We start from the raw sequence: 20269 nt of genomic DNA on the forward strand, positions 1-20269 counted from the left end.
ATGAGATTGCATCTAGCTCCTTAATACATATTAAGGAGGATGTAAGTAATGAGTACAGTAACAACGTATAATCAAGTGCAGGAAGCTGCGGCTTATATTCAGAGTCGTTCTTCTCATCAACCTGAGATTGGTTTGATTCTTGGGTCAGGGTTGGGGGTTCTCAGTAGTTTAGTTGAGAACCCAACTACTATTGCATATGATGATATCCCGCATTTTCCAAAGTCAACGGTAGAAGGCCATGCTGGTGAGCTACTTATTGGTACGATTCGTGGACGAACCGTCATGTTGATGAAAGGTCGCTTTCACATCTATGAAGGATATGGTCCCGAGCTTACCGCATTTCCTGTACGTGTTATGAAAGCGGTTGGCGTTAAGCAACTGCTCGTAACGAATGCGGCAGGGGGCATTAATACTGCCTATCACGCAGGGGATTTAATGCTTATAAGCGATCATTTGAACCTGACTGCGCGCAACCCGCTCATCGGCCCAAATGATGAGCAATTTGGCGTTCGTTTTCCCGACATGTCGGAAGCTTATAGTAAGCGCTTGCGCGCTGTTGCCAAAGAAGTTGCAGCACGTCACTCCTTTACGTTTCAGGAAGGTGTCTATGTTGGTCTGTTAGGACCTAACTATGAGACGCCTGCGGAAATCCGTATGCTGCGTACACTGGGCGCAGATGCGGTAGGCATGTCGACGGTTTCGGAGGTTATCGTAGCAAGGCATGCTGGACTTGAAGTGCTGGGGATATCTTGTATTAGTAATATGGCCGCTGGAATCCTAGATCAACCACTTTCTCATGAAGAGGTTATGGAAACGGCAGAACAGGTTAAAGAACAATTCCTGGGACTTGTGCTGGATATCATACCTGCAATGTAATTGTCAGGTTACTATACAAGTAATACAATTGAACAACAAGAATGACTTCAGGTAGGAGGAGTTAACATGAGAGCAGTTGACATCATTCAGAAAAAGCGTGAAGGTAAGGAACTTACACCAGAAGAAATCACATTTATGGTTCGTGGATATAGTGAAGGAAATGTACCTGACTATCAAGTAGCTGCTTGGGCTATGGCTATCTACTTCCAAGGGATGAGCGCAAAAGAAACAGCGCAATTAACTTTGGAAATGGCGAAGTCTGGCGATCAAATTGATTTGAGCCCAATTGCTGGTGTCAAAGTAGACAAGCACTCCACTGGCGGTGTAGGCGACAAAACAACGTTAATTCTTGCGCCGATGGTCGCAGCAGCAGGGGTTCCTGTAGCGAAAATGTCAGGGCGCGGGCTTGGACATACAGGTGGTACTATAGATAAGTTGGAAGCGATTGCAGGTTACCAAGTTGAGCTTCCGCGCGAAACATTTATTAACCAAGTAAATGATATCGGCGTATCGCTGATCGGACAAAGTGGTAACATCACACCGGCTGACAAGAAGCTCTATGCTTTGCGTGACGTAACAGCAACAGTGGAATCAATCCCGCTTATCGCAAGCTCTGTTATGAGTAAGAAGATTGCAGCGGGTGCAGATGCGATCGTGCTTGATGTTAAGACAGGCAGCGGTGCATTTATGAAGACGCTTGACGATTCCATTGCGCTCGCACAAGCGATGGTGGATATCGGAACAGAAGTTGGCCGCGATACAGTAGCAATTATTTCTGATATGGATCAACCGCTAGGACATCTGATTGGTAACGGTCTTGAAGTAGAGGAGGCAATTGCGACACTGCATGGCAAAGGCCCTGAAGATCTTCATGAATTGTCTATGATTCTAGGTTCTCATATGGTTGTGCTTGGCAAGCAAGCATCCACTACAGAAGAGGCTCGTGAAATTCTTGAGAAAACAATTGCAGATGGTTCTGCATTCGATCGTTTGAAGCAGCTTGTTGAAGCGCAAGGCGGCGATGTAGCTATGGTTGAAGATACAGCTAAGCTTCCGCATGCAGCTAAACGTATAGAAGTGCTTGCTGAGAATGATGGTTACGTCTCCAGCATTGAAGCAGAGAGCATTGGCATTGCAGCTATGCTTCTAGGTGCCGGACGTGAGACAAAGGAAAGTGTCATTGACTTGGCTGTAGGGCTTGACCTACGTAAAAAAGTAGCAGATGAAGTGAAAAAAGGTGATGTGCTTGCGATTCTACATGTGAATGATGAATCACGTGTGGAAGAGTCTAAACAGCGCATTATTCAAGCGTATCAGCTATCTGCTGAGCCAGTTGCGGAGAAACCGCTTGTGTATGCCATCGTAACGAAGGACGGCGTACAACGTTTTGTGTAATCCATTTTTATATTAAATATAGGTAACAGAGAAAGCTGCTTGTTCCTTCAAGGGACAAGCAGCTTTCTTATTTTGTTCTATTTATTATACCCAACCACGAATGCGCATTGCTTCAGCGATACGCTTGATCGAGATCATAAACGCAGCTGTACGAAGATCAGTTTGATGCTCTTTAGCTAAGAAACGAACTTCGCGGTAAGCTTCTACCATTTTCACTTGAAGTTTCTCATTCACTTCTTCTTCGCTCCAATAGAAGCTCATTAAGTTTTGTACCCACTCAAAGTAGGAAACAGTTACGCCACCCGCATTTGCAAGGATATCTGGAATGACTAAGACTCCCTTATCACTCAAAATTTTATCTGCTTCTGGTGTTGTAGGCCCGTTTGCTGCTTCAGCGACAATTTTAGCTTTAACTTTATCAGCATTCACAGATGTAATTACGTTCTCCAAAGCAGCAGGGATAAGTACATCTACATCAAGCTCCAAAATGCTGTCGGCACTGATTTGATACTTTTTATCGTAATTAGCCAATGATCCTGCGTCTTTACACGCATTAACTGCTTCTAAGTCTAGACCGTTCTGATTGTAAATAGCACCCTTAGAGTCGCTAACTGCTACAATCGTAAATCCAAGCTCAGTTAACAATTCTGCAGCGATACGCCCTGCATTGCCGTAGCCTTGAATAGCGACAGTTGCCTCGTTAGGCTTCTTGCCCAATTCTTCAAGAGCTTCGAGAATCGTAAATACGCAGCCGCGAGCCGTAGCTTCATTACGCCCTTTTGATCCACCAAGAATAATCGGTTTACCTGTAATGACGCCAGGTTGGAAGGAACCTTTCTTCTTGCTGTACGTATCCACCATCCATGCCATAACTTGAGCATTCGTATAAACATCTGGAGCAGGAATATCTTTGTCAGGGCCTACGAAGTCAGCGATGGCTTCCATAAATCCTCGGCTGACACGCTCTAGTTCACCTTTGCTCATCTCAGTAGGGTTACAGATGACACCGCCTTTACCACCACCGTATGGCAAGCTAACAACACCACATTTGAAGCTCATCCACATCGACAAAGCTTTTACTTCATCAAGAGTTACATCTGGATGAAAACGAATGCCGCCTTTTGTTGGACCAATTGCATCATTGTGCTGCGAACGATACCCTTCGAAAACTTTTACAGAACCATCATCCATCTTAACTGCAAAGTTGACAGTGAGCACGCGCATAGGACGTTTAAGAAATTCGATTTCCTGCTGAGGTAGATTCAAGTGAGATGCTGCAATTTCGATCTGCCTCTGTACAATCTCATAAGGATTCAGTGTCTCTTGCTTAACTGCTGTTGATGTAATAGCCATGGTTCTCCTCCAAATTGTTTATTTTTCAGTGGTGTAAGTTTTTTGAAAGGATACCTGAAATTAGGTCCTTCCGTTTGCACTATCTAAATATTTTCTTGTATTTTATCATAAATATGCGGTCGGTCAACTTATAAACTGGCTAGTTATGTGAATGAAATTTTTTATATGAGCACAAAAGAAATCTTTATAGACCTTTATTTTTCAATGTTTTATTAGATGTTCGTGGGAATGATATCGCCTGATTTTATGTGAAGAAAACGCTTCATCACAATACAGTGCATGTATAATTATGCATAACGAAGTTACTGTGTCATTATCTGTCACTCTCTTAAAAATCGTTAAATCCCCCCTTGTAACTGTGCATATCTAGTAAGGTAAATGTACCTTTCGACGAATGTACCTTTCAAAAGACTGTAAAGCTGCATCTTATAAAGGGATAAAACAAAAAGGAGTTGTTTGTATGGGATTCAGCAGTAATAGTGAGACTGCAGGAGCTACTACTACTAATACCTCTACCACTAGAACATTTTCTACAGGTCCACTAGAAAATGCAGCGAATAACCGTTCTGCCACTGTCATTGCAAAAGTACTGAATAACGGAACTGGCCAAGTTAAAGCAGAAGTAGCTGTGTTTAAGTTGAATGGTAAGAAAAAGTGTATTACGAGAGATTCGGTCACTTTATCTCCAGGCACGTCTGATTTCCTTTCTGTCAACTTGAACCGCAGCGTTTTGCAGTTTGAGGTAGAAATCAAAATTACGGGACGCAGTGCACTTCTAGGTGTTTTTGGTAAAACAGCGGGAGGCAACTTGAATCCTACACATCGTGTACTCAACTCGGAGTTTACTCGTGTTATTCGCAAAAACAAATCGTCTAGAACTAGATAACTAGGAAGGAAAGCACAGTTGCGCGTTATGCGTACTGTGCTTTTTTTTGTGTGTGGAATATTTTAGGTGCAAGAGGTCGACAATGTGAAAAGGCATTCTTTTCTCTTATGCATGCGTGATTGCTATGAACGACAGGCGTTCGCTTTGTGAGAATGTGAATATACGTAATCTTATGCATTTTCAGAGAGTTAAGAGTGAATACAATCAATGAGGAGGGAACGACTTGAGTCGTAAAAGCCGAACGATGCAGCTCTTTGTCTGTATCACATTGTGTGGGGCCTTGATGCTGACAGGATTTTCAGCAGTGTACGGACTTGATCTGCCGCCTGACACTACGAATACAAGTACGAATCAATCAGCAGACACAAGCGCAGTTACGGAAGTTTCAACAACAAGTACAGATACGGTACAGCTTGCATCAAGTGCTCGTTCTGCAGTGCTTATGGATGCAGATACGGGAACTATCATTTATGAAAAAAACAGCAATGATCGCCTGCCTCCTGCAAGCATTACAAAGATAATGACGATGCTGCTTGCGATGGAAGCTATACAGGACGGAAAAATAAAATGGGACGATAAAGTATCGACGAGTGAATATGCCGCTTCTATGGGTGGATCCCAAATCTTTTTGGAGCCTGGTGAAGAAATGAGCGTACGCGATATGCTCAAAGGAATCGCAATGGCTTCTGGAAATGATGCTTCGGTAGCAATCGCTGAGAAAATAGCAGGTTCTGAACAAGCTTTTGTACAGCTCATGAACGAGAAGGCTAAGAAGCTAGGGATGAACAATACTAACTTCGTAAATTGCAATGGTCTACCGGCTAACAATCACTATACGTCAGCACATGATATTGCGATTATGTCTCGTGAGCTGCTGAAATATCCTGAAGTAACGAAGTTTACAGGAGCCTACGAGGATTACTTGCGGCAGCATACAGAAAAGAAGTTTTGGCTTGTCAATACGAACAAGCTTGTTCGGTTCTACAGCGGTGCTGACGGATTGAAGACAGGTTACACATCAGAAGCTAAATATTGCTTGTCTGCAACCGCGAAGCGGGATAACTTACGTGTTGTTGCGGTCGTGCTAGGTGAGCCGAATACGAAAACAAGAAATGCAGAAGTGACACAAATGTTCGATTATGCATTTGCTCAATATATGAATGTCCCTCTTCTTAAAAAAGGGGATCGGATCGGAGAAGTTCAAATTGAGAAGGGCATGCAATCCAAGCTGGAATTGAAGGCAGAGCAGCCTTATCATCTTCTTCTTAAAAAAGGAGCCAGCAAAGATAAAGTTCGCTTCGAATTGTCTGCACCAGAATCTTTATCTGCTCCAATTGCTAAAGGACAATCAATAGGGAAAATTGTCGTCTATCAGGGGGAACAAGTCATTCGTGAAATTCCTGTCGAATCAGACCGCGATATTGCGAAAGCTGGCTGGTGGACCCTGCTCAAACGGGCGACTTCTAAGTTGTTTTTTGTCAATGATTGATGGGGAAGTTCTAGTTTTGTCACTGGGCAGGAATTAGAGGTTTCGGCAACGAAAAGGTTCGGCAATGTGGGAGGAGAGTGAAAGTATGAATTTTCATGTAGAGCTTGAGCATCAACGTAATGTTCTAATTACTCGCTTAAAAGGAGAATTGGATCATCATACTGCAGAGTTGGTGCGTGTTCAATTGGACGAAGCGATTCAACGTGGTCAGATCAACCATGTTGTACTTAGTTTGAAAGAGCTTTCCTTTATGGATAGTTCCGGACTTGGAGTCATATTAGGACGCTACAAGTTGCTTAAAGGTAAAGGTGGAAAAATGGTTGTTTGCGATATGAACCCTGCCGTTCGCCGACTGTTTGAACTGTCTGGCTTGTTTAAGATTATGAACGTTTATGATAGTGAGCACACCGCACTTACTGGTTTGGAGGTCGTATCATGAATGATCTATCTAACAAGAATCAAACGAATCATATGAAACTGCAATTTGCGAGCCGGTCTGAAAATGAAGCGTTTGCCCGAGTTACGGTTGCGGCATTTGTATCTCAGTTGGATCCTACAATGGACGAGTTAACAGATTTGAAAACGGTAATCTCTGAAGCGGTTACGAATTCCATCATCCATGGATACGATAACAATCCAAGCGGAGTGGTAACGATTTCTGCTGAAATCGTAGGGGAAGAAGTAACAATTTACGTTTCAGACGAAGGCAATGGAATCGAAGACCTGGAAATGGCTCGTCAGCCGCTGTATACATCCAAACCTGACATGGAACGTTCAGGCATGGGATTTACGATTATGGAGAATTTTATGGACGAATTTGAAGTGAATAGCGAACCCGGCGCAGGAACAACGATCCGCATGAAAAAGCGGATTGAATCCAAAAAAGCGCTCTATAACTAGGGTTGAGGCAATGGAGGCCGATATGAGACAATCATCACCCGGCTACTTAGACGATGCAGAAGTAAAACGTCTCATTGCGCTCAGCCAATCTGGTGATAGTCTGGCTCGTGAGACGTTGGTAAATTGTAATATTCGGCTCGTATGGTCTGTCGTGCAGCGTTTTATGAACCGTGGATATGAGCCTGAAGATTTGTTCCAGATCGGATGCATTGGATTGTTAAAGTCAGTGGATAAGTTCGATCTATCTTATGATGTGAAATTCTCGACTTATGCTGTACCTATGATCATTGGGGAGATTCAACGCTTTTTGCGTGATGACGGAACTCTTAAGGTCAGCCGTTCCCTCAAAGAAATGGCTAACAAAGTTCGCAAGACGAAGGACGAGCTGTCCAAGAGGTTCAATAGACTACCAACGATAAAGGAAGTGGCGGAAGAGCTCGGTGTTTCGCCGGAAGATGTTGTTTTTGCTCAGGAGGCGAACAAGCCACCGACCTCTATCCATGAGACGGTATTCGAGAATGATGGCGACCCGATAACGTTAATGGACCAGATCGCAGATGAATCACAAGAGAAATGGTTTGATAAGCTGGCTCTTAACGAGGCGATTGAGGGGTTAAATGAGCGGGAACGACTCATCGTGTATTTGAGGTACTTCCGAGATCAGACGCAATCTGAGGTTGCGAGTCGTCTTGGCATCTCTCAAGTACAAGTGTCGAGGCTCGAGAAAAAAATATTGCAGACCATTAAATCGCAAATCGCACAGTAATGGTTACCATTTACAAGTTTCAAATAGTCGATCGATTGAACGATCCACAATAATTAGCAGCCGCTTCTCCCTTCCATGGGGAGAGCGGCTGTTGTCTTTTTATGAAGCCCGATTTAATTATTGCAGCATCCATTCATGAACTTCTTCCTTCTGTTCCATACTAAGGAATGTCCCAGCTAGATATTGATCTAGATAAATGTGAAATTGAAGGCAAGAAGGAGGGAATACGGTGGCTGATACACGTGATACAGACCAACAAGAAGATACAGGCGTAGACAATCAAATTTCATCACATGCTGAAGATGGAAAAGTGTCTGAGCCTCCTGGACAACAGGGTGATCAGGAACAAGCATCGAATCAGAATGAGCATCATGCATCCAATCAAATTCCAGATCGAACTGCCGGCAGTCCTGTTGGAGAGGAGAGTCCGGAGCATGCAAGGAAGCGCAAGCAAGAGTATTCCAACAGTTTGGAGGAATCGGTACAATATTGGCAAGGCGATGATAAGATTCCGACTGATATCGAAGAGGTCAAAGGAACGTTAAAGGATGTCTCTGGACTAGGCGAATCATTCGATCTTGTGTTCCGCGAAATGACATTTGCAGGACGTAAAGTCGGTTATTTCTTTGTATCTGGTTTTGCAAAAGACAATATTATGGATATTATATTGGCGCGGTTGAGCATGTTGGATAAAAAGCAAATAAGTGCTGACGCGCTTAAAGCTTTTTTTGACCTGTACATTCCACATATTCAAGTTGAGCTTATGACTTCGATGAGCCAGACAATAAATAAAGTATTCCAAGGCTACAGTGTGTTCTACATAGAGCAGGAATCTACTTCTATTGTGCTAGATACTCGTAATTATCCAGCACGTGGACCAGAAGAGCCATCTTTGGAAAAAGTGGTGCGAGGGGCTAGAGATGGATTTAATGAGACGTTGCTTACAAATGTGGCCCTTGTACGTCGCAGAGTTCGTGATCCAGGACTGAAGGTAGAAATTATGCAAGTCGGGCGCCGAACACAAACCGACGTGTCTATTCTTTATATCGATGATATAGCGGACATACGGCTTGTGGAGTCGATACGAAAAAAAATACAGGCAGTGGATATCTATGGGCTTCCGTTAGCTGATAAACAGCTGGAGGAGGCGATTATTCAGAAGGGTTGGAACCCATATCCGCTTGTTCGTTATTCCGAACGGCCAGATGTCGTTGCTGATCATCTATTGGACGGAAGTGTAGCGATTCTGGTGGATACTTCTCCATCGGTTATGCTCATGCCAACGACGTTTTTTGATCTTTGTCAGCACGCAGAAGAAAATCGCCAGACGGCGTTTATGGGTACCTACTTGCGCTGGATTAGATTTTTGGGTATATTTGCATCATTGTTCCTGCTTCCGATTTGGTTGCTGTTAGTTTTGGAACCAGGCTTGAAGCCAGCTTATCTCCAAATACTTGGTCCACAAGAGACAGGTAAGCTTCCTCTTCTTCTGCAGTTTATTCTTGCGGAGTTTGGGGTTGACTTAATGAGGATGGCTTCCATTCATACGCCAACGCCACTAGCGACAGCGATGACTTTGGTTGCTGCGATACTGCTAGGGGAAATAGCTGTCAAGACAGGCGTTTTCGTGTATGAAGTCATACTCTATATGGCGTTTGCTGCGGTGGGAATGTTTGCGACACCGAGCTATGAGTTGGCGTTAGCTAATCGGATGGTCAGGTTGATTTTGCTCGTTTCTGTGGCCTTCTTCAAGGTGCATGGCTTGATTATTGGGATCACGATATATATTATCGTATTAACGCTACATCGCTCGTATAACTCGTCTTATTTGTGGCCGTTTATACCATTTAATGCAAAGGCGATGTACAACATATTTGTTCGCCAACCTGTGTTAAAAAACAAGGATAGACCTAGTTTTAATAAGACAAAAGACCGTACGAAAATGCGTAACACACAAAAATAAAATCGCATAAAATGCAAATGAAACATAATTTAGTCCATTGGTAAACAACACCAAGAGTTGCTATAATCATTGTACCAAAACCAGTAAATCGCGTAGAAATGGGGAATAAAACGATGTATCTACATGGAACGAGTACGATCAGTAATGAAGGGCATCTAACAATTGGTGGCTGTGATGTGACCGCATTGAAAGCTCAATTCGGTACACCTCTTTATATAGTTGATGAGGCGCTTGTTCGTGAGCGCTGTCGTCAGTATATGGAAGCATTCCGTGCTTCTGGCCTGACATTCCAAGTGGCTTATGCAAGTAAGGCTTTTTGTGTCATGGCGATGTGCAGACTTGCTGAAGAAGAAGGATTGTCTCTCGATGTCGTTTCAGATGGAGAGTTGTTTACGGCATTGCAGGCAGGTTTCCCAGCACAACGCATCCATTTCCATGGTAACAACAAAACTCCTGAAGAGATTGAAATGGCTATCGACGCACAAATTGGTTGTTTCGTCGTGGACAACTTCAATGAGCTTCAATTGTTGAATGCGATCGCTAAGGAACGCGGCGTTCGCGTTAATGTGCTGCTTCGTGTAACACCAGGTGTTGAAGCACATACGCATGAATATATTTCGACAGGCCAGACAGATTCGAAGTTTGGCTTTGATATTGGCAATGGTACGGCTGCGGTTGCTGTTCAAGAAGCAGAGAATGCGGATCATATTGATTTGCTCGGTATTCATTCTCACATCGGCTCGCAGATCTTTGAAGTACAAGGCTTCCAAATGGCAGTAGAGCGCGTAGCTCAATTTGCTCGCTCTATTAAAGAGCAGACAGGCATTACGTTCAAAGTGGTAAACTTGGGCGGAGGATTTGGTATTCGCTATGTGGATGGAGATACGCCATTGGCTGTATCCGACTATGTTAAGGCGATTACAGACGGTGTGAAACAACATTTTGCAGGTATCGGTCCAACATTGCCTGAGATCTGGGTAGAACCAGGCCGTAGTATTGTTGGTGAAGCGGGAACAACGTTATATACAGTTGGTTCTGTAAAAGAAATACCGGGTGTTCGTAAATATGTGGCAGTTGATGGCGGTATGACAGATAACCCGCGTCCTGCTCTTTACGAGTCTCGCTACGAAGCAGTGCTTGCTAACCGTGCTAATGATGCGGTGGAAGAAGTAGTATCTATCGCTGGTAAATGCTGCGAAAGTGGAGATATGCTCATCTGGGATCTTTCTTTACCAAAAGTAAAGCAAGATGATTTGCTTGCTGTATCATGTACAGGTGCGTATAACTATGCAATGGCGAACAATTACAACCGTATCCGCCGTCCGGCAGTTGTGTTTGCGCACGAAGGTCAAGCAGATGTAGTTGTAGAACGTGAGACGCACGAGGATATTGTTGGGAAAGATATTATCCCTGCTCGTCTTCAGAAGAAGAGTGCTGTTCAAGTTTGATGTATAGCTCAGAGCTGGTCGTTAACCAAGTCGTCGAGTACGATGAGGCTAATGACTGGCTTTTTATGCTGCTCAGCGACGTATGACAGCCTGAGCAGATAATAATCTCAATCTACATAAAGGGCACGCAGCTGCCGAACATTTTCAATGTACCGTAGCGATTTTAACTCGAAAATATTACGATGAATAAGCGCTCAACATGCTATCGAGGAGCAATTGAGACGGAGTTACTATTCAAATAACTAGCTCTACGATTCAAAGGAGTAATGGAATGGCGATACTGCGAGATATACAGGAAAATGGAACTTATGTTGAATTTTCTTTTTTAAAGTGCATACCCGGCGATTACGAAGGATGTCAACTTAATTTTAAACACTACAAGGGAAACCGTATCGTTTATGAGTTGAACTTTGGTTGGACGAATCTGACGATTAAAAATTATGTTGAAGTGACTTCGAATTTTCCGCTTGAGGTATTAAATGATTTTAAGTTAGATAATTTGTACACCTCTTTCGAAAAACATCTATATCATTTGGAATGGACGAAATTAGAGAAGGACAATACGCATAAACTCCGTTTTTTTGGATCTCAACAAGACCTTACGTTGATTGTAGCCGATGATGAAGTCCGACAGTTTGGCCTCGACTTAAATGGCGAGTGGGAAAAAGGGCTTAGTTGCTGATCCAGTTCAATTGGGTTGAGCCTTGGTTGCTTAAATGCTATACTATTTTCATTGTGTTTTATAAATTCGCAATAAAGAAGGGATGTTTACATATGAAAACAGCTACAATTGAACTAGAAAAAGGCGGAAACGTCGTAATCGAGCTTTTCGACCAAGAAACTCCAGGAACAGTTGCAAACTTCGAGAAATTGGCTAACGAAGGTTTCTATAACGGTTTGACGTTCCACCGTGTTATTAAAGATTTCGTTGCTCAAGGTGGTTGTCCACACGGTACAGGTACAGGCGGCCCTGGCTACACAATCAAATGTGAGACAGCTGGCAACACGCATAAGCACGTGCGCGGCGCATTGTCTATGGCTCATGCAGGTAAGGATACAGGCGGCAGCCAGTTCTTTATTTGCTACGCTCCATTCCCACATTTGGATGGCGTTCACACTGTATTTGGTCAAGTAACAGAAGGTATGGAACTTGTTGACCAAATCAAACAAGGCGACAAAATGAAATCTGTAACAGTAGCTTAATAAAAATTAATTAGAAGTATTAGCTTCGATTAATGACAATTATCTGTTAACGAATGCATGCATAAAAGCTTTAGTTTTCCATTGATTTAAGCGATGGAAGGCTAGGGCTTTTTGTCGTTGATTGAATTTTAGTGATAGGCGTGTACATAGCAATATGTGGGGAGGCTATTGCATTTTTTGAAATGCGGGTGTAACATACATGGCAAGACTTGTATAGTCGATGTCTGATTACCATGCTGCATGAAATGGCAGTAGGGTAGGAGCACAATTTTATATGTTTTATCCTTCGGGGTCGGGTGAAAGTCCCAACCGGCGGTGATGAATAAAGAGTGTGATTCACTCTTTATGCTTAGTCCGTGACCCGGATGCGGTGTATGCCGTAGACGGTGGATCTGGTGCAATTCCAGAGCCGACAGTATAGTCTGGATGGGAGAAGGATATCAGGACAGGTGGGATGTGACTGCTGCTTGCTCTTATTTGGTCATGACATTTAATGGTTGTGACAATTGGTACGGAGCAGCTGTAAACACATTTCATTTTCAACGCGCTGTATTTCACATGACGGTTGTTTTTTGGCCTATATATGCAGTTTATTTGCGCTATGCAGGTGAATAGCATTGGTCTGTTTGCTTATGCTTATAAGTGGTTTTTGTTGCTGCCGACAAGCATATGCAATGCATGTGAAAGATGGTACATACCTGATTATTCGACCTTATGACCCTTCGGATATAGTTCCGAGGGGTTTTTCTGTTGTTCGTTTGTAATTGCTACTTGCAAACTTCTACTTGCACGCAATTACAAAACTAAGTATTTAGTTTTTTTGTGAGGAGGTGTGTTTATATGATTCCTCGGCTAAATGATGAGTTCTATATGCAATTAGCGATTCAATTGGCAGAGCGGGTAGTCGGCCAAACGAGCATTAATCCACCTGTAGGCTGTGTCATCGTCCGTGAGGGTCGAGTTGTGGGTATGGGGGCGCATTTAATGCGAGGCAAAGAGCATGCAGAAGTACATGCCTTGCAAATGGCAGGTAAAGATGCGCGAGATGCAACTGCCTATGTAACGTTGGAGCCGTGCAGCCATTATGGGCATACGCCTCCATGCTGCTCACGGTTGATTGAAGCGGGTATTAAGCGTGTTGTCGTTGCTTGTGCTGACCCTAATCCGCTAGTTGCAGGCCGTGGACTGCAAGCGCTGCGTGACCATGATATCGAGGTGGCTCTAGGTGTCATGCAGAGGGAAGCGGAATCGCTTATTACGATGTTCTCGAAGTTCATGCTGACGAAGCTTCCTTATGTGACGATGAAGACGGCAACCACGCTGGATGGAAAAATTGCGACGCATACCGGTCATAGCCAATGGATTACGAATACAGATGTTCGTGAACGTGTACATGCGCTGCGTCATCGTCATCAAGCCATTATGGTTGGTATTGAGACGGTACTGCAGGATAATCCGTCACTGACGACTCGCTTGTCAGTTCCAGCGCTAAATCCAATTCGCATCATTGTGGACTCCAAGCTGAGATTGCCGTTGGGGGCTCGACTTGTGGAGGATCATACAGTACCAACATGGGTACTCACAACAACTCAAGCAGATGAGCACGCGGCACGTGAACTAGAGAAACGTGGAGTACGCATTATTCGAGTGAACGACGGACCACTTGTTGATCTTTCACTGGCCATGAAGCTTTGTGCTGAGGAAGAGATCGGTTCTATTTTACTTGAAGGCGGGGGGACGTTGAATGGCTCCATGCTGAAGGCTGGGCTTATTGATCGTGTTCTACTCATGCTAGCTCCCAAAATTGTCGGTCATCGTGAGGCTCCCTCTGTCTTTACTTTTGAAGGTGCAGAGAGTATGGAAGATGCGCTGCAACTGGAGCATTTACAAGTGGAATTAGTCGGGGACAACATTATCATTGGTGGCAGTCCGTTGAATCGAAAATTACGAGAGTTACGTGATTCACAGGAGGTGGATACAGCTTGTTCACTGGTCTAGTTGAAGAGGTTGGAACACTTCATTCGGTTAGCAAGCAGGGAGAGGCCATGGTGCTTTGCATCCGTGCTAGTAAGGTGATTGAAGGGGTAAAGCTGGGTGACAGTATTTCGGTCAATGGTGTTTGCTTGACGGTAACAGCATCTAGTAGCACTTCGTTCCATGCAGATGTTATGCCGCAAACGTATCGTCATACGAATTTAAAACAACTGCGGCCTGGTGCATCTGTCAATCTGGAGCGAGCGATGGCTGCTAATAGTCGATTTGGTGGTCATATTGTCCAAGGTCATGTTGATGGTACAGCAATCATGGTGAGTCGAATCGTTGATTCGAATGCCGTCGTATTTGAATTCCAGCTAGAGAATCCCAGCATAGGGCGCTATATGATTCCGAAAGGTTCAATCGCCATAGATGGTATTAGTTTGACACTTATACAAGCGGAGGAGTCCAAGTTTGCCGTATCTATAATCCCTCATACATTGAGCCAAACCTCGCTAACCCATAAAAACATAGGTGACACGGTTAATGTGGAATGCGATGTACTAGGGAAGTACGTTGAAAGGCTGCTTGGATTTGCAAGTAAAGCCGATCGTAATATGGAAACTCATTTGACCTCATTTAGCTCGAAGTCATCAAAAATGACGGAAAGCTTTCTGGCAGAACACGGTTTTTTTAACGATTAACGGGTAAGGAGGGGAACGACTATGAGTGAGCCGTTTTATTTTGATACGATTGAAGCAGCAGTAGAGGAATTGAAAGCAGGAAAAGTCATCATTGTAGTTGATGATGAAGATCGTGAAAATGAAGGTGATTTTATTGCGTTAGCAGATAAGGCTTCACCTGATGTGATTAATTTTATGATAACAGAAGGTCGCGGGCTCGTTTGTGTTCCGATTACACCTGAGCGGGCTGTAGAGCTCAATCTCCCCCCTATGGTTAGCCATAATACCGATTTTCATGGTACAGCGTTCACGATCTCGGTTGATCACAATAACACAACGACAGGTATTTCCGCACACGAGCGTTCATTAACGATACAGGCGCTAATCAATCCTGCAGCAAAGGCGGACGATTTTAGACGGCCGGGTCATATTTTTCCTTTAGTCGCGAAAAAGGGTGGGGTGCTTCGTCGTGCTGGACATACCGAGGCGGCGGTCGATCTGGCACGTATGAGTGGATCAGCCCCAGCGGGGGTTATTTGCGAGATTATGAATGAAGATGGAACGATGGCAAGGCTGCCAGACTTGATGCAGTTGAAAGAGAAACATGGCCTCAAGCTCATTTGTATTCGGGATCTCATTCAATATCGACATGCGCAGGAAAAACTAGTTCAGCGTGAAGTTGAGGCGAACATGCCGACGGAATATGGGCAATTTCGCATAATAGCTTATACGAATGCCGTTGATCGTAAGGAACATGTTGCAATGGTAAAGGGAGAAATTGATCCTGCTCAGCCTGTGCTTGTACGTGTCCATTCAGAATGTTTAACAGGTGATATCTTCCACTCACATCGTTGTGACTGCGGACCGCAACTGGCAGCAGCCCTGCATCATATCGAGCAGGAAGGCAGTGGAGTGCTGTTGTATATGCGTCAAGAGGGACGAGGAATTGGGTTAATTAATAAGCTTCGAGCATACAACTTGCAAGAAGAAGGTTATGACACGGTTGATGCGAATACGAAGCTGGGGTTTGCAGCGGATCTAAGAGATTACGGGATTGGCGCACAAATACTGAAGGATCTTGGTGTTCGCAGCATCCGACTTATGACCAATAATCCGAGAAAAATTACTGGACTAGAAGGATATGGTCTGAAAATGGTGGAAAGAGTCCCGCTGCAAATGTCTGAAAATTTATCGAATCGCCGATATCTCCATACAAAGCAAGAGAAGTTGGGGCATTTGTTTGACTACTCTTCCTAACAATGTCTTATGGATATTCATATCTACTTATATAAATAGGTGCTCATTTATACAAATTAAACATATATAAACGGAGGTTGTTGTTATGCCGCATATTTTTGAAGGTCATCTTGTTTCGGAAGGCTTAAAATACGGTGTTGTTGCCGGGAGATTCAATGAATTTATCGTATCAAAGCTTGTGTCAGGTGCCCTAGATGCGTTGAAGCGTCACGGTGTACAGGATGAAGAAATTGATATTGCGTGGGTACCTGGAGCATTTGAAATACCATTAATTACACAAAAATTAGCCGAAAGTGGAAAATATGACGCGATCATCACACTTGGGGCTGTCATCCGAGGTTCGACACCGCATTTCGACTATGTGTGCAATGAAGTTGCTAAAGGAGTCGCGCAAATAGGCTTGAAAACTGGGGTTCCTACGATATTTGGTGTACTCACAACCGATTCAATCGAGCAGGCGATTGAGCGAGCGGGTACAAAAGCAGGCAATAAAGGCTGGGAAGCAGCAGCGACTGCCATCGAGATGGCTAACTTGACGAAACAGCTAAAATAGTGCTTAGTTAATGTAGTGCCCTTTTGCAAAAGGGTGCTACATTTGTTTTTTCAGGGGGAATTACGGGGTGTCCGTTACATATAAGCTTGATCAATTCGAAGGTCCGCTTGATCTGTTGCTTCACTTAGTGGACAAGTCTGAAATTGATATTCAAGACATCTCTATTAGCGAAATTACTGATCAATATATGGAATATTTGCAAAGTATGCAGGAGCTAGAGCTAGAAATTACGAGCGAGTTCCTCGTTATGGCAGCGACATTGTTGTCTATAAAGTCCAAGCAGCTGCTGCCCAAACCTCCTATTATGGAATGGGAAGACTATCCTGAGTACGAAGAGGAAGAAGAAGATCCTCGTGACGAGCTTATTCGTAAGTTGATCGAGTACCGTAAATTTAAGGGTATTGCTCAACATTTACGTGAAAAGGAAACGGTAAGAAGTCACATTTTCACGAAGGAAGCTGAGGATTTAAGCACGTATTTGCCGACCGCTCCTGCTAACCCTGTTGAAGGATTGCATGTGTCCGATCTTGTTCGTGCGTTCCAGAAGGCGCTAAGTAAAGCTCAACGAAAAGAGCAAGTAGCTACCATTCATCGTGATGAAATATCTGTTAAAGATCGTATCCGCGATATTGTCGGTATGCTCAAGCCTTCAGGAAAAGGAAGCAAAGTTATGTTCTCTAAGCTGCTAAGTGAAGAAATGACACGTCATGAGATTGTTGTCACTTTTTTAGCACTATTGGAGTTAATGAAAACAAAGCATATTCGCTGCCATCAAGATCAGCGATTTGAAGATATCGTTATTCAGTGGCAAGGTGAGGTGGACACAGATGAACTTTCTAGAGTTGAAGTCGATTATTGAAGGCCTGCTGTTTATGGCAGGAGAAGAAGGGTTAAGTACCAAGCATATCGCTGAAATTACGGAACAGCGTGTGGAAGTTGTGGAAGAAGCTGTGCAAGATTTAAAAGGAGACTTTGAGCGAAATAAGCGAGGCATTCAAGTTCTTGTGATCGCAGGTATGTATCATTTAGCGACACTGCCTGAACACGTACCTTATTTTGAAAAAATGGCATACTCACCTGCTCGGGCATCGCTATCACAGGCAGCACTAGAAACTTTATCCATTGTGGCCTATCGCCAGCCGATTACCCGTGTTGAGATAGAAGAAGTGCGTGGAGTAAAGTCTGATCGAGCGATTCAAACGCTTGTGAATAAAGACCTTATTGAAGAGGTTGGCCGTGCGGAAGCGATTGGGCGCCCGATTCTTTATGGTACAACAAAAGCATTTCTTGATTATTTTGCGCTTTCCAGTCTGGAAGAACTGCCTGAGGCTGCACAATTTGAGCAAACTGATGGCTTAGAGGAGGAAACCCAGCTTCTATTCGCGAAGTTAGATGGTAGGCAGCTAACTATTGAAGATGTTGGAGGGAACCAGGAAGATGCAGATTAAATTTCATGGACATGCATGTATTCAAATTACTGGGCAAGAACATTCCGTGCTCGTTGATCCTTTCTTGACAGGCAATCCTGTCGCTGTAGAGTCAGCAGAGACAATTCAGGCCGATACGATTCTTCTGACACATGGTCACGATGATCATACTGGAGATGCCATTCATATAGCGAAGCGAAATGATGCGACGGTCATTACAATTGTTGAACTCGCAGCGTATTTATCTCTGCAAGGCTTAGAGTCTGTTGTGCCTATGAATATCGGTGGTGGAGCCTCCTTTCCATTTGGCGAGCTAAAATGGGTTCCTGCTTTGCACAGTTCATCGGCTATTGTGGATGGAGAGATTATTTATTTAGGTAATCCCGCTGGCTTTGTTCTTCAGATGGAAGGCGTAACGATCTATCATGCAGGTGATACAGCTTTGTTCTCGGATATGAAACTTATCGGGGAAAGGTATGCACCGGATATCGCATTTTTACCGATAGGCAGTCATTTTACAATGGATCCTACTGATGCACTTCTCGCTGCACAATGGTTACAGGCTAAGGTCGTTGTGCCTATCCACTACAATACTTTCTCGCTTATAGAGCAGGATGGGCATGATTATGCTGAGAAGCTGAAGCAATATGGTATTAAAGGAATTGTGATGGAGCCTGGACAAGTACTGGATACATCTACGTGGCAACTCGTATAAACGCATAGGAACGTTTTGTAAAAAAATCTAAACTTATGATTTGGTTGCCATGTCACCAATGAATATGAGAGCTGTTCTGTAGTAGTTGATGCTGCTAATGGGACAGCTCTTTTCTATTTTAAATCTATTCCATGTCGCCCTGCATGGAGTTGGATACATGTGGCTATAATACGAGCATTGCAGGAAGAGGGGTGACTTGCAGATGTCCATATGGCTATGGAGTTTCTTGCTTGCTGCGGCAATCATGATAGGATTCAATGTGACCGTGTTGATGTCTCATTTGGAGGTCAAGCTAGTTGTCTCTAAACAGGGCAAGCACGAGCGGATATGGATTGGGATTAAAGCCGTCTACGGAATCGTTCGTTGGCGATACGAGATCCGCAGCATTCAATTTCAAAATTTTAAGCAAGGGTTTAGTATGAAGTCCAAGCAGAAAGAAAAGTCTTGGGCAGGCAAGCACAAAGAACGAATGCGTAATTTTGTAGGGCCTGAAACGATTAAAAAATGGAACAGGGAGTTTGTGCGTATAGCCGCTCGTACATATGGATTTGAAAAGTGGAGTCTAGAAACATTAGAGCATATTGAGGTAAATAGCTACATATGGGATACCGAATATGGAACATCAAATGCTGCCCATACAGGGATGCTCTATGGATTAGCTTGGGCTCTCATAGGTGGAGTAACAGGCTTTATTACTCAGCTGCTGACTTTCAGACGTTTACCTGATGTGGAAGTTGTTCCACGATTTGATCGCCCTGAATTTTCCACCAGATTTCTGTGCATAGGTCGAATTCGTGTCGTACATGCTATTTTTGCAGTGATTGTGCTCATTTTCCGCATCAAGCGGGCTGAAGGAGGAGTTAAGCAATGGCGGAGCATCCAATCGAAGGCTTGATGCAAGTCGCTCTGGAAAATATTAAAGGGATGATCGATGTTAATGCAATTATCGGTGATCCTGTGCAAACACCAGATGGTTCTGTCATCATTCCCATTAGCAGGGTTGGTATCGGATTTGCCGCAGGGGGTAGTGACTATCGAATTATGAATGGTGAGAAGTCACAGAATCAAAATCAACAAGTACATCGCTATCCGCCGCAGCAGCCGTTCGGAGGAGGCAGCGGGGGTGGAGTATACATGAATCCGATCGGCTTCCTAGTAGTAGGGAAGCAAAATGTGCAGGTTGTATCGATGGACAACAATACTCACTTACTAGAAAAACTCATCGATTCGACTCCGCACATTATCGATCGACTTGAGTCACTATTTAAACGTAAAGATAGTCATGCTCAGAACGAAACAACACATAGTCATCACACACATGCCGATTCATAATGACTGTATGAAATTAAAGCGTCAATAAACTCGAGCTGTCATTCAGTCG

Annotated in this window: 21 protein-coding genes and 1 riboswitch; of the genes, 20 read left to right on the forward strand and 1 reads right to left on the reverse strand. The window is 43.8% G+C overall.

Annotated elements, in window-relative coordinates:
• The first annotated feature begins 48 nt into the window (after positions 1-48).
• Together H580_RS0103015 and H580_RS0103020 are read left to right on the forward strand one after the other, a co-directional pair.
• Entirely contained in the window at positions 49-876 is an 828-nt protein-coding gene (locus H580_RS0103015; RefSeq protein ID WP_028593472.1) for a purine-nucleoside phosphorylase, read from the forward strand.
• Positions 877-942: 66 nt separating this feature from the next.
• Positions 943-2271, forward strand: a complete 1329-nt coding sequence (locus H580_RS0103020; protein WP_028593473.1) for a pyrimidine-nucleoside phosphorylase — start codon at positions 943-945, stop codon at positions 2269-2271.
• 84 nt (positions 2272-2355) lie between these two features.
• Here the strand turns inward: H580_RS0103020 and H580_RS0103025 are convergent, their stop codons facing one another.
• Positions 2356-3624 carry a Glu/Leu/Phe/Val family dehydrogenase gene (locus tag H580_RS0103025; protein ID WP_028593474.1) on the reverse strand — a complete coding sequence of 423 codons (1269 nt, stop codon included), beginning with the start codon at positions 3622-3624 and terminating at the stop codon, positions 2356-2358.
• Between the two features lie 460 nt (positions 3625-4084).
• Between H580_RS0103025 and H580_RS0103030 the strand changes: the two genes are divergently transcribed.
• The 18 genes from H580_RS0103030 to ytfJ all read left to right on the forward strand — a co-directional run bounded on the left by H580_RS0103030 (position 4085) and on the right by ytfJ (position 20220).
• Positions 4085-4510 carry a hypothetical protein gene (locus tag H580_RS0103030; protein WP_028593475.1) on the forward strand — a complete coding sequence of 142 codons (426 nt, stop codon included), beginning with the start codon at positions 4085-4087 and terminating at the stop codon, positions 4508-4510.
• Between the two features lie 223 nt (positions 4511-4733).
• Positions 4734-5999, forward strand: a complete 1266-nt coding sequence (locus tag H580_RS0103035) for a D-alanyl-D-alanine carboxypeptidase family protein (RefSeq protein WP_425414105.1) — start codon at positions 4734-4736, stop codon at positions 5997-5999.
• Positions 6000-6084: 85 nt separating this feature from the next.
• On the forward strand, positions 6085-6438 hold the full coding sequence (spoIIAA, locus tag H580_RS0103040) for an anti-sigma F factor antagonist (RefSeq protein ID WP_028593477.1): 354 nt from the start codon (positions 6085-6087) through the stop codon (positions 6436-6438).
• Entirely contained in the window at positions 6435-6899 is a 465-nt protein-coding gene (gene spoIIAB, locus H580_RS0103045) for an anti-sigma F factor (RefSeq protein ID WP_036604500.1), read from the forward strand. The genes spoIIAA and spoIIAB overlap by 4 nt, the downstream gene beginning before the upstream one ends.
• Before the next feature lie 10 nt (positions 6900-6909).
• Positions 6910-7665 carry an RNA polymerase sporulation sigma factor SigF gene (sigF, locus tag H580_RS0103050; RefSeq protein ID WP_028593479.1) on the forward strand — a complete coding sequence of 252 codons (756 nt, stop codon included), beginning with the start codon at positions 6910-6912 and terminating at the stop codon, positions 7663-7665.
• 310 nt (positions 7666-7975) lie between these two features.
• Positions 7976-9628 carry a spore germination protein gene (locus H580_RS23165; RefSeq protein WP_425414108.1) on the forward strand — a complete coding sequence of 551 codons (1653 nt, stop codon included), beginning with the start codon at positions 7976-7978 and terminating at the stop codon, positions 9626-9628.
• 113 nt (positions 9629-9741) lie between these two features.
• On the forward strand, positions 9742-11076 hold the full coding sequence (gene lysA, locus H580_RS0103060) for a diaminopimelate decarboxylase (protein ID WP_028593480.1): 1335 nt from the start codon (positions 9742-9744) through the stop codon (positions 11074-11076).
• Positions 11077-11347: 271 nt separating this feature from the next.
• Positions 11348-11758, forward strand: a complete 411-nt coding sequence (locus tag H580_RS0103065) for a hypothetical protein (protein WP_028593481.1) — start codon at positions 11348-11350, stop codon at positions 11756-11758.
• 92 nt (positions 11759-11850) lie between these two features.
• A complete protein-coding gene (locus H580_RS0103070) occupies positions 11851-12279 on the forward strand; it encodes a peptidylprolyl isomerase (RefSeq protein ID WP_028593482.1) in 429 nt (142 codons plus the stop codon).
• 278 nt (positions 12280-12557) lie between these two features.
• Positions 12558-12721: riboswitch (FMN riboswitch) on the forward strand.
• Between the two features lie 398 nt (positions 12722-13119).
• Positions 13120-14277, forward strand: a complete 1158-nt coding sequence (gene ribD / locus H580_RS23170; RefSeq protein ID WP_084508892.1) for a bifunctional diaminohydroxyphosphoribosylaminopyrimidine deaminase/5-amino-6-(5-phosphoribosylamino)uracil reductase RibD — start codon at positions 13120-13122, stop codon at positions 14275-14277.
• Entirely contained in the window at positions 14262-14957 is a 696-nt protein-coding gene (gene ribE, locus H580_RS0103080) for a riboflavin synthase (RefSeq protein ID WP_028593483.1), read from the forward strand. The genes ribD and ribE overlap by 16 nt, the downstream gene beginning before the upstream one ends.
• 21 nt (positions 14958-14978) lie before the next feature.
• Complete coding sequence (locus H580_RS0103085; protein WP_028593484.1) at positions 14979-16193, forward strand: bifunctional 3,4-dihydroxy-2-butanone-4-phosphate synthase/GTP cyclohydrolase II; 1215 nt, start codon at positions 14979-14981, stop codon at positions 16191-16193.
• Positions 16194-16278: 85 nt separating this feature from the next.
• Positions 16279-16746, forward strand: coding sequence for a 6,7-dimethyl-8-ribityllumazine synthase (gene ribH, locus H580_RS0103090; protein WP_028593485.1), 468 nt, complete (start codon positions 16279-16281; stop codon positions 16744-16746).
• A gap of 67 nt (positions 16747-16813) precedes the next feature.
• Positions 16814-17605: a segregation and condensation protein A gene (locus H580_RS0103095; RefSeq protein WP_051217204.1), complete on the forward strand. Its 792-nt coding sequence runs from the start codon at positions 16814-16816 to the stop codon at positions 17603-17605.
• On the forward strand, positions 17574-18194 hold the full coding sequence (scpB, locus tag H580_RS0103100; RefSeq protein WP_028593487.1) for an SMC-Scp complex subunit ScpB: 621 nt from the start codon (positions 17574-17576) through the stop codon (positions 18192-18194). Before H580_RS0103095 ends, scpB begins: the two co-directional genes overlap by 32 nt.
• The gene (locus tag H580_RS0103105; RefSeq protein WP_028593488.1) at positions 18184-18888 is read left to right on the forward strand and encodes a metal-dependent hydrolase; all 705 of its coding nucleotides are present in this window, start codon (positions 18184-18186) and stop codon (positions 18886-18888) included. The genes scpB and H580_RS0103105 overlap by 11 nt, the downstream gene beginning before the upstream one ends.
• Before the next feature lie 202 nt (positions 18889-19090).
• Positions 19091-19783, forward strand: a complete 693-nt coding sequence (locus tag H580_RS0103110; RefSeq protein WP_051217205.1) for a DUF2953 domain-containing protein — start codon at positions 19091-19093, stop codon at positions 19781-19783.
• Entirely contained in the window at positions 19756-20220 is a 465-nt protein-coding gene (gene ytfJ / locus H580_RS0103115; RefSeq protein ID WP_028593490.1) for a GerW family sporulation protein, read from the forward strand. The genes H580_RS0103110 and ytfJ overlap by 28 nt, the downstream gene beginning before the upstream one ends.
• The last annotated feature ends 49 nt before the right edge of the window (positions 20221-20269 follow it).

The sequence above is a fragment of the Paenibacillus assamensis DSM 18201 genome (assembly GCF_000422445.1).
Classification (GTDB): domain Bacteria; phylum Bacillota; class Bacilli; order Paenibacillales; family Paenibacillaceae; genus Paenibacillus_B; species Paenibacillus_B assamensis.